We start from the raw sequence: 10,169 nt of genomic DNA, 5'->3' as shown, positions 1-10,169 counted from the left end.
AGTTGCGCTCGCGTCACACACCACGGTCTACCGGATCAGGACCCGCCGCGAAGGTGAATCACACAGATTGATCACGACCGAATACGCGCCCTAGGCGCGTGGGCCCGCGACGCTGGCTGCGTCGCGGGCCCGGGCTCGCCGGATCGGATCCGTCAGGCGGTGTTGGGCAAAGCCCGCACCACCTCCCGCACCACGACCAGCACCACCACGCTGCCCTCCGCCGTTCCGGCCGGCACCACTCCCATCTGCCTGGACGCCACGGGCGCCAGCAGCGCCAACGGCACCCCTGTCGAGACCTGGACCTGCCACGACGGCAGCGCCCAGCAATGGACCATCGGCTCGGACGGCACCCTGCGCGTCCTCGGCGCCTGCGCCCGCCCGGTCGGCGGCCAGGCCGGCGCGAACGCGCAGATCGAGTTGTGGACCTGTGACGGCAGCGCCAACCAGCGCTGGCGCACCGCCACCGACGGCGGCCTCGTCCACGACTCCGGCCTCTGCCTCGACATCCCCTACGCCAGCACGACCCCCGGCACCCGCGTCACGCTGTGGACCTGCAACCAGGGCCCCAACCAGAAGTGGGCCACCGGCACCGGCACCCAGCCGCTCGCCGGAGCCGCCCAGACCCTCACCTACAACGTCGAAGGCCGCACCGAGACCGTCACCAGCCCCAACGGGGTGGGCACCAGCACCTCCAGGTACCTGTACGACGCCGACGGCGAACTGCTCGTCCAGCGCGGTCCCGACGGCACGATCCTCTACCTGTTCGACGACGCCGAACAGCTCACCCTTTCCCCCGACGGCACCACCGTCACCGGTGACCGCCACTACCCCCAGCCCGACGGCACCACCGTCGTCCGCTCCAGCAACGGAGCGCTCACCTACCAGTTCACCAACCCTCAGAACACCTCCACCCTCCAGGTCGACGCCGCCACCCGGGCCATCACCCGGCGCCCGTTCGACCCCTACGGGAACGTCCGCAGCGGCCTCCAGCCATCCGGGTGGGTCGGCAACCGCGGCTACCTCGGCAAGCCGGTGGACGCCGCCAGCGGCCTCAACCTGTTGGGCGCCCGCAACTACGACCCGGCGCTCGGCCGCTTCCTGACCGTCGACCCGCTCCTCGAAGCCGGCAACCCCGACCAGATGGGCGGCTACTCCTACAGCAGCAACGACCCCGTGAACCGCTCGGACCCGAGCGGCCTCATCGACGGCGACTGCTGGGAAGGACGCTGCCACGGCCACTACAGCGGCCGGGGGGCCGCGGACGTCAACTTCGACGGCACCCTCAAGGTCGTCAACCGCGACTACGCCGTCGAGCAGGCTCACGACCCCTGGATCCACCTGGGCGCGGACCTCTACATCCCCAACACCAAGGGCATCGGCGAGACACTCAGCGCGTACCGCGACGAGCTCGCCAAGGAGCAAGGTCCAGCTACGGCATGGACCTGACCGCGTCGAACTACCGCGGAGCGATGTCGCGTGCCTGCGAACGCGTCAAGTCCTGCAACGAAGCGACGCTGCTGACCAGCAGCACGGCACAGCTGGTCGCGCTCGGCGAGATCACCGGATCCGACCGTGGCGGCATGGGCGGTGGTAGGGGGCCGAAGGGAGCCAAGCCAGGCCCGAAGGCCAACACCGGCCGCTCGGACAACGGCGCGAAGACAGGCCAGGGCAGGTCGACCAACCCGAGCACGCCCCAGTCCGAGAAGTCCGTCGCCGCACGGCAGCGGGCCGAGTGCGGGGACAACCACTCGGGCTGGTGTGTTCCGGGAGAAGCGCATGATATGGTACCTGACTCTTTGGGGGCCCGGAAAGCCAAATAAGAAAAAAGCAGGAAATAGGTGGCAGGATCCCAATAGTCAGGGCAACGGGGTTCGAATTGGTGAGGGTGATCCGAATAGCGAGAACCCGTCCCGGCGGGTGGATCGCGTTGTTGTCAGGTCGGGCGGAAAGGTCTTGGGTCGAGATGGAAAGCCAATCACTGGCTCGATTCAGGAGAATGGTGAACACTCTCACATCCCCCTCTCTGAATGGCTCACTTGGTCGGCTTGGAATAAGAAATGAATCCTGTTGGATTTCCCGACATGCGGGAAGGGTTGATCGGAAACCTTGCGCGCCTTGCGGACCGTGACTATCAGGTTCGAGTGTGGGTGAATCGAGAATTTCCGTTCGATGGATACTATGACGATTTTTCCGAGGTGTATGAAGCCTTGGAGGACTGCGGCATGATTGAGGACCCGGAAGGAATCATCGGAGCAGTACTGAAGGACGCTTCAGAGGCTGCAGCAATCGCCAAGCTCGCTGCAGCTCTTGGAGCACTGTTTACTCGGTACGGCTATGGGCTGTCTGATTCCGAGTATCTGGCATGTGGCGAGTGGGAAGGTGTGCTGAGAGCTTCCTCTGAAGCGCATGATCTACTGACTGGCAGGGCGCTCGGATAGTATCGGTCAGGGGCGGGGTGCGATGTGAGGCGTCCCGCCCGTTGCTTTCCCTTTTGTTCCTCGGTTTCGCTTTCTATGGCCCAATCCAACCTGGTGGCTGCGGGCCTGCACCAAGGTCGCCATCTTTCAGTACGTTCACAGTTGTGCGAGCGAACCGCCCGTGAATTGTCCGCGCTCAGCTCGGAGTATGACAATAGAATCCCTCTGTGCATGCGGCATTGCAATGAATAATAACGAACTAAAGGAAAAAATAAACCTGTCTGTGGTTCCTGTGGCTTGGGACGGTGAGATGAGCCGGGTTGATTTTCGCGAAATGATTGATGTTGATTCATGGTCCAGCCTGACTCCCGTCGAGGTGTGGCTGGGAATTGAGGAGTGGGCAGGGGGAGCGCTTTCAGGTGACTTCAAGGAATTCGTGAACCTCTACGGGGACGGGATTGTGCGAGGTCACCTCTATGTGCCGCATCCATGTGGTGCAGAGCCCCTGATCGATTTCATGAAGAGAGGCCGGGAATCTCTCCGGAGTGTGGCTCATCACTACCTCGGAGATTCCAGGTATCCGCGCTTTGACGTCGACTCCGTAATTCCATGGGGATATTCTGATTGGGATGGGGACCAGTGCTACCTCGTGCCGAGAGGAAAGGAGGCCTGGGACATCCTGGTAGAGTTTCGCCAATTTGGCTGCGTCCGCCTCTACCAAGGCTGCTTCTCCACATTCATTTCCGGGGTGCTCTCCGGGACTGCGGCTCCTCCCGGCTGGCCGGGCTCCGGGCCGCTGTGGAAAGCGCTCGACCGGTCCCCGTTGGTCTGAGCTCGCCACAGTGCCCGGGGGCCTGGCAGGCTCGGCGGTCCCGTTGCCGAGTAGGTCAGTTCTGTGGGTGTGAACCCCGGAGTGGGCTCCGGGGTTCACACCGGCCGTGGGCCGGCTTGTCGGCTGGGAAGAACGGGAACCGGGTAGAACCGCCGATTGCTGCGAACGGTGCGGTCACTTGCGTGATGTGACGATGGGTTGACCGCATTCGGGCGCTGACGGGGTGGGACGGTTCGGCCCGGGTGATCCGGGGCCCGTACAGCTCGCCGCCCGGAACCCGGCCCGGGCGGCGGAGGCCCGATCCGGGCGGGGCCGCGGCCGTGAGGGCCCGCAGGACCGTGAGTGCTGCGCACACCTGCCGCAGTCGGCCGACGACCTGGTCGGGCTGCCGCCGGAGCAGCGTCAGTTCGGCGGCCTGGTCCAGCTGGTTCCCGCACGTTTCCAGTACCTGGTTCACCTGGTCGTCCAGGTGCACCCGCCGGGCGCGCGCGTACTGACGGGAGACGCCGCTCGCCAGATGCCATTTCATTGCACGCGAGCTTGGTGGACGCGGCAAGGCTGCAAACCTGGCTCCAAGTACCATTCCTAAGGCGTTCTTCATGGTGGCCGTCGGTCAGAAGGTTGATGGCAGCCCCGGGGTGTGCGACTTTGCGTGGGTGAGAAATGAGAAGTTCAACCCAGATACTGGAGCGACGGTTCAGCTGGGTAACTGGCCGGCGCGTCTGCCGGCCTGGTTGATTTCTTTGATCTAATGACTTGTTGGCTTCTCGGTAAAAGTTTCTGCGGCTATATGGGAGTCGTGTTATGGGTGAGTGGTTTGAGCGGCTCCGATCAATGATGGGGGAGCCTCTGTATGTGCCGGCCGGCGTTCCGTGGGAGGGCGCGCCGGTCGAACTGGGTGTCCAGCTGCCGTCGGACTACCGGGCGTTTGTCGATCTGTATGGCGGAGTGAGTTTTGCGGGTGAGTGGGGGGTGTGTTCGCCCAGGCTTCATCTCGGTTCGATGGCCCTTTCGGGCATGGCCAGATGGCGCTTTGACAGTAATGCGGAGTTCAGGGTTCAGGTCGAGATGGAGGACGAGTTCCGGCGTCAGGAACGAACGGCCGTATATCCGGATCCATCTGGACTGCTGTACTGGGGTCGCAATACCAATCATAATCACTTGTGCTGGATCACTGAGGGTTCGGACCCTGACCGGTGGGATGTTGCGCTATGGTACCGGGGAATGGTAGATCGGTTCGACGGGGGGTTTGCCGAATTTGTAGTGACGGTACTGGAGGGAAGATATCGCCGAGAAGCAGAGGTGCTGGTCAAGGGGGACCCGGAGGAGTGGGATCTGCTTGAACCAGAGCCCATGTGGCGTCCTTCACTTGACTGGACAGGGCGAGATTGGGCGGCCGAGTGGGACGTGCCCGCGGGGTCGACACAGATGCCGTGGAGGCGGCAGTTGACGGGTCACTGACGATCGAAGCGCTGTGGGCGCCAGCACTCGCGGCGCTGGCTGTCGCAGCTTCGGCCGGGATGGTTGTCGTGGAGGGGGCGGACATCGTGCCGCGCTGCCACTTCACCGCGAGAGAGTCCGGTGGGCGTGCCGCGGTTAATTTGCGCGGATCTTCGAAGCCTCCTGGCGGGTGCTGGGAGTAGCGACTGCATGTCGGTCTCGGTGGCAGTGGTGTATCGAGTGGTGAGAATGTGAGCGAGGCGTTGGATCGAGTGCGGGGGATTCTGGGGGAGCCCGCGTACGTTCCGGCTCGTGTGCCGTGGGAGCTGGCGCCGGCAGAACTCGGGGTTCAGCTTCCGTCGGACTACCGGGCGTTCATCGACCTGTACGGCTCGGTGACTTTCGCAGGCGAGTGGGGAGTGTGCACGCCCGCGCGGCGCCCGGGAACCGATGACTCTCCGGGAGGTTTGGCTGGGTGGCGCTTCGAGAATGACACCGAGTTCAGGGCCCAGGTTGAAATGGAGGACCTCTTCCGGCAGCAGGTCCGAACCCAAGTATTTCCTGACCCGGGTGGACTGCTCGTCTGGGGCCGCAATAGCGACCACGACCACTGCTGCTGGCTGACCGCCGATCCGGACCCTGACAGGTGGCCCGTGGTGGTTTGGTTCCAAGGGGAACTCGACCGCTTCGACGGCGGCTTTGCCGAGTTCCTGGCCGCGGTGCTGAGCGGTGACTATGTCATGGACGAAGAATTGTTGGTGCGTCCGGACCCTGATGATGAGTGGGGCGTAACCCGTCCCGTGCCGCTGTGGGCGCCGGGGCCCGACTGGGCAGGGAAGGATCGGAGTGCTGCGTGGGCTTTGCCCACCGGATCAACGGCAATGCCTTGGCGCCTCGGCAACTGACCTGGACACCGTGGTCCGGGGCCTCGTGCTGAGCCCGGCGCGTGGCTTGGCCAGGTCCGGGCAGGGTGTCGACTTCGGTCTCGTCCGACGGTCCCGGCTCAACGGTCGCGGTCCGGCACAAGAGAAGCGTGTCGGAGCGTACTTGGGGCTGATCCACTGTTCACGCCGCAATCGAACCTGATCTGCACGGCGGGGAAGCGGCTGGAAGAACCTGGGCTTCCCGATCGACAGCCGTTCGGGACAGGACGCAGGGAAACCCTGCGGCCCATGCAGACCGCAGCGCCGTTTCGCATCTGCTGGTGCCGCTACATGCCGCGGTCGAGCGCCCGGTCTCCCAGTTCGACTGGGCAGCCAGGGACCCCCGCGACATCCTCAGCGTCATCGCCGCCTCCTGCGGCAGCGCCGACCTGCTCGCGATGCTCGCGCTCGTCCCCAACGTGACCCCGAGGACGGAGACCGCCCCCGTTCCGGGTGCGGGCAACAAATCCACAGGAAGAGGACGAGCACCGCAGTTGCCTCGACCGCCGTCCGGCGAGCGCGGTGGGTGATAACGGCGGCAAGGGAGGCTGGATCGACTGCTGGGCCATGGAGGATGTGGTCGACCCGGGCGCAGGTCCGGGGGCGTCGGTCGCGAAGCGTCCTGCGGGAGCCCACGGCTGCCTGGCCGGGTCCCTGAAGGGGAGCTGCGGAACCCTTGCAAGTGGCAACATCACTATCGAGCTACTGGACAGAAGATGAACATGGAACTCGGGTGAACATGGAACTCGGCCGTCTGGCCCAGGTTTCGGTGAACCCTCGCAACGGCCGGCGGCTACACCGTGGGAGCGTTCCCTCGCGGAGGTCGGCTTCGCCTTCCCGGCGGACTATCGGGAGTTCGTGGACCGGTACGGGTGCGTGCGGATCAATGGCGAGCTGTCTGTGCCGGTGCCGACCCTGCGCTCCTATGACGGCGGGCCGATCGTCGGCTTCCCCGGGTTCGTGCGCAGGACGACGGACGGGATCGCCGCCGAGCTGGCCGCTGACCCGGACTGCCCGTATCCTGTCCACCCTGAGCGCGGTGGGATCCTCTCCTGGGGCTCTAACCTCAACGCTGACCAGTTCTTCTGGCTGACCGAGGGTGAGGATCCGGATTCCTGGCCGGTGGTCGCGTTCTACCGGAGCCTGGAGGAGTGGGACCGTTTCGACGGAGGATTCGCGGCGTTCCTGCTTGCCGTTGTCGACGGCACGTACGTGTACGCGGACGAGGTGGCGCCGGCCAATTCCGACGAGCCGATGTGGCGGTACCAGGGCGACTGGAATTGGGTGGGGTAGTGAAGGCGGGGTCGGCCTGCCGGTGGCGGAGGTGTACTCCCGCCATGGGCGCCACCGCCGGGTCTGCCGCGCAGACCAGCTGTTCCCCTTCGCGTGTTCCCGGACGCCGCCCGGGCTGCAGCTTCGTCCAGGCGAATCTGTCACCCTGCTGGACCACCCCCGTCAACGTTGGCAAAATGACAGGAATTCAGGCGGTGGTGGCCAGAAAGCTGGCGATCAAGGAGAATCTCGTGGAGATGCCGGTGGTGTCCGACTATATGTACGCCGGCAGTATGACTCCATTTAAATGCCGATTCAAGATCCAGGTCCGGGATTCCAGGGGAGTTCTCGTTGACCGCGGTGCGTCGGATGTTTACAGCGAAAGGGATGGCCACAGCCTTGAAGCCGGTTGCTGCTGAGGCCACCTGGTGTCCGCATGCGCGATGACGTGAGGAGGCTCTCCGGCCTGGCGGGGTGGAGGGCCCGGGAGGACGCTCCTCGCGTGTCGTGGGACAGGGCACAGGAGGAGGCCGGCCTTGGGTTCCCTTCGGCCTACCGGGAGTTCGTCGACGTCTTCGGCGCCGGGGAGGTTCGGGGTGACCTCGGGGTCCTCGACCCGCTGCTGCGCCCTGGGGGAGCGGCAGGGGAGGGTGGGATCTCCCGCATGGTCCGTCGGACCACCGAGGACATTGGCCTTCAGTTCAGGGCCATGCGGGAGGAGTCGTTCGACCTCTGCCCGTACCCGGTCTACCCGGAGGCCGGCGGGCTGCTCGTTTGGGCGGGGAACTACAACGGTGATATCTGCTTCTGGTTGACGGAGGGGGACGATCCGGACTGCTGGCCCGTCATCGTGTGGCACAGGGGGCGGTTTCCGGATGCCTGGAGCCGCTACGACGTGGGAATGGTCGAGTTCCTCCTCCTGGTGGTCGCCGGCGAGACCCCGGAACTGGCCGACCTCGCGTTCCAGGACCCCTCGGTGCCCATCTGGGTCCCCGAGGAGGGGTGATTAGCGAGCAATTTGCGGCGGCCGACGGTTCGCTGGTTGATCTTGTTTGCGTGTCGAGTGAAACTGCATCCGGCCCTTGACCGGGGCGAGCTCACCATCGCGGAGGAGCCGGACACCGCCACGGATCCCGACGCCCCGTCGGCCAGGCGGTTCGTTCTCCCGGACGGGGCGGCGCAGCGGAGCTTTGTGCGCTGTGCGTCCGTCCGCCTGTACCGCTCCGGGGTCGACGATCAGGGTGGCGCCGCTCCTGACTCGCCCTCACCCCGGACGGGGCCAGGCCGCCAACCTGCGGTGGGGACACCGATGCATGGGGAGGTATTCGCCAAGCGGATGGGTGGAATAGCGTGACTGGCCATACCCCTGGTGCATCGGATGCCATAGCTGAAATCGGTGAGACGGTCTACCGCGCGGTGCGAAAGCCGATTGCGGCCCCCAGCCGCAGTAAGTGCCTGGTGAAGTGCCGGATCCCCTCAGGCTGTTAACGACGGTCGGTCTGTGGCGCGGCTGTTCGTGCGGAGGCCCGAGCGCACCCACGGCGATTGCCGGGCCCGGCGTGACGCGGTGGCTGCCCGGGATTGGTTTGAGGCACCCTGGGTCTGATTGGTCACACGGACGAGCCGCTGTGCGAAGCCGTCTGCCTGCCCGGGCGTGGTTTGGGAAGTCGGCGGGTCCGACTTCCCAAACCCGCCCAGGCGCAGTGGTGTGGTGTTCAGAAGCTGTTGTCTTTTCGGGTGGGGGCGCCGTGTTCTCGCTGGTCAGGCATAGGGTCAGTGGTTCTGTGGGAGTCGTGGCCTGCCGGGTTGTCGTTGAGTGGTGGTCCGGGTCAACGCCTCCAGGTGGCGGCCTGGTGCAATTACTGATGACGGACAGGAGGGTTTAGGTGAATGTTTCGGTGGCGTCCCTTGTCGAGCTGCTGAATGTTCCGGGTTCCGGTGCGGGCTATGAGGTGCCCTGGAATGGTTCACTGGTCGAGGTCGGATTGGAGTTTCCGGCCGACTATCAGGATTTCATCAACATATTTGGCCGAGGCGCCATCGGCGGTGAACTTTGGGTTCATTCACCGCTGACTGCAGGGCCGGTCAGATGGGCTTCCGGTGGATTCGCGCGCATGGTTGCTCGTACGATCCTTGAAGTTGGTCCGATGTTCAATGGGCTGCGTGCGAGCTATCCCGATCTCTTCCCGTATCCGATGTTCCCGGATTCTGGCGGGCTGCTTGAGTGGGGTTGCAATTACAACGGGGATCGCTGCTTCTGGCTGACGGGTGACCCAGATCCTGATCGGTGGCCGGTGGTTGTGTGGTTCCGGGGGGCGCCCGCGGCCCGGGCCTGGTCGAAAGCGGACGGGGGTATGGCCGAGTTCCTCGTCCAGGTGTTGTCGGATCCGACTTCCGACCTGCTCGCATCCGCGGAGGACAGGACGGTCTGGGTCCCTGACGCCGGGTAGGTGACGGCGGCGCGGTGTTCCGGATCGTCGGCGCTGCGTCCTGCCTGCCCACCAGGGCCGCGGTTTGGGTCGGTGCATCATGGTCCACCTGATCTTGGTGGGGTGCCTGGCTGTAGTTGGTGTCTGGTGAAGTGTCGGAGGTTCTCGGGTGGTTGGCGATGGTTGGTCTGTGGCGGGGTTGTTGGTGTGGAGGTCCGGGTGTATCGATGGTGCTTGTCGGGCCTGGTGCTTGGCGGGTCTGGTGTGATGCGGTGGTTGTTCGGGTCTGCGACGGGTCGGCGGTCGTGGTGCTGGTCGGCCGTGCTGACGGGTTCGTTGTCGGGGTGCGGTGGGTCGGTCGGAGGGTGGGGTCGGTGATTTCGCCGGTGGTGGGCGGTAAGTCCTCGTTTGTGAGCAGGTGTTCGGTCAGCGGGTGTCTGCCCGTGTGGGTGACGGCGTCGGTGAAGGTGGTGTCCTGGTCGTGGATCAGGGCTGTCGCAAAGTCGTGTGATCTGGTGGGTGCGCTGGGCCGAAGTGGCTTCGACGCCATGTCCGTTGCTCCCTGCCGGTGTTACTGTCGCACCATGTCCAAGATCGAGATTGATGCGATAACCGCCGAGTTCTTCGGGGCTTTCGACAACCGCGGCGGCGAGGTCGCGGACGTGGGCCGGATCCGTCGGCTGGTCATTTCGGGTGGTGTGATCGTGCTGACCGGGCCGAAGTACACGGTCTACACCGTGGACGAGTTCATCGAGCCGCGCGAACGCCTGCTCGCCGGCGGGCGGTTGGTCGAGTTCTCGGAGTGGGAGACCTCCGAGCGGACCGAGATCGTGGGCGACATCGCGTCGCGCTTCGG

The 10,169-nt window shown here is 65.0% G+C and carries 12 protein-coding genes; all 12 read left to right on the top strand.

Going from position 1 to position 10,169, the window contains the following annotated elements; all coding sequences use genetic code 11:
- The first annotated feature begins 159 nt into the window (after positions 1-159).
- On the top strand, positions 160-1,446 hold the full coding sequence (locus AB0P06_RS36185) for a ricin-type beta-trefoil lectin domain protein (protein WP_363615133.1): 1,287 nt from the start codon (positions 160-162) through the stop codon (positions 1,444-1,446).
- On the top strand, positions 1,437-1,820 hold the full coding sequence (locus tag AB0P06_RS36180; protein ID WP_363615131.1) for a hypothetical protein: 384 nt from the start codon (positions 1,437-1,439) through the stop codon (positions 1,818-1,820). Before AB0P06_RS36185 ends, AB0P06_RS36180 begins: the two co-directional genes overlap by 10 nt.
- 237 nt (positions 1,821-2,057) lie before the next feature.
- Positions 2,058-2,438: a hypothetical protein gene (locus AB0P06_RS36175; protein ID WP_363615129.1), complete on the top strand. Its 381-nt coding sequence runs from the start codon at positions 2,058-2,060 to the stop codon at positions 2,436-2,438.
- Between the two features lie 187 nt (positions 2,439-2,625).
- Entirely contained in the window at positions 2,626-3,249 is a 624-nt protein-coding gene (locus AB0P06_RS36170; protein ID WP_363615127.1) for a hypothetical protein, read from the top strand.
- Between the two features lie 804 nt (positions 3,250-4,053).
- Positions 4,054-4,710, top strand: a complete 657-nt coding sequence (locus tag AB0P06_RS36165; protein WP_363615125.1) for an SMI1/KNR4 family protein — start codon at positions 4,054-4,056, stop codon at positions 4,708-4,710.
- Positions 4,711-4,940: 230 nt separating this feature from the next.
- Positions 4,941-5,594, top strand: a complete 654-nt coding sequence (locus tag AB0P06_RS36160) for an SMI1/KNR4 family protein (protein ID WP_363615123.1) — start codon at positions 4,941-4,943, stop codon at positions 5,592-5,594.
- A gap of 299 nt (positions 5,595-5,893) precedes the next feature.
- On the top strand, positions 5,894-6,142 hold the full coding sequence (locus AB0P06_RS36155) for a hypothetical protein (protein WP_363615122.1): 249 nt from the start codon (positions 5,894-5,896) through the stop codon (positions 6,140-6,142).
- A gap of 328 nt (positions 6,143-6,470) precedes the next feature.
- The gene (locus AB0P06_RS36150) at positions 6,471-6,905 is read left to right on the top strand and encodes a hypothetical protein (RefSeq protein WP_363615120.1); all 435 of its coding nucleotides are present in this window, start codon (positions 6,471-6,473) and stop codon (positions 6,903-6,905) included.
- Between the two features lie 44 nt (positions 6,906-6,949).
- Positions 6,950-7,303 carry a hypothetical protein gene (locus AB0P06_RS36145; RefSeq protein ID WP_363615118.1) on the top strand — a complete coding sequence of 118 codons (354 nt, stop codon included), beginning with the start codon at positions 6,950-6,952 and terminating at the stop codon, positions 7,301-7,303.
- Positions 7,304-7,320: 17 nt separating this feature from the next.
- On the top strand, positions 7,321-7,890 hold the full coding sequence (locus AB0P06_RS36140; protein ID WP_363615116.1) for a hypothetical protein: 570 nt from the start codon (positions 7,321-7,323) through the stop codon (positions 7,888-7,890).
- Positions 7,891-8,770: 880 nt separating this feature from the next.
- Positions 8,771-9,334, top strand: coding sequence for a hypothetical protein (locus tag AB0P06_RS36135; protein ID WP_363615114.1), 564 nt, complete (start codon positions 8,771-8,773; stop codon positions 9,332-9,334).
- A 563-nt stretch (positions 9,335-9,897) separates the two neighbouring features.
- Positions 9,898-10,169 (top strand): DUF4440 domain-containing protein (locus AB0P06_RS36130; RefSeq protein WP_363615112.1); only part of this gene is annotated, 272 nt, incomplete at its 3' end.

It is taken from the genome of Kitasatospora sp. NPDC088351, assembly GCF_040685575.1.
Classification (GTDB): Bacteria; Actinomycetota; Actinomycetes; order Streptomycetales; family Streptomycetaceae; genus Kitasatospora.
The sequence above is the reverse complement of the archived record's forward strand: the minus strand, read 5'-3'. Positions and strand labels throughout refer to the sequence as shown.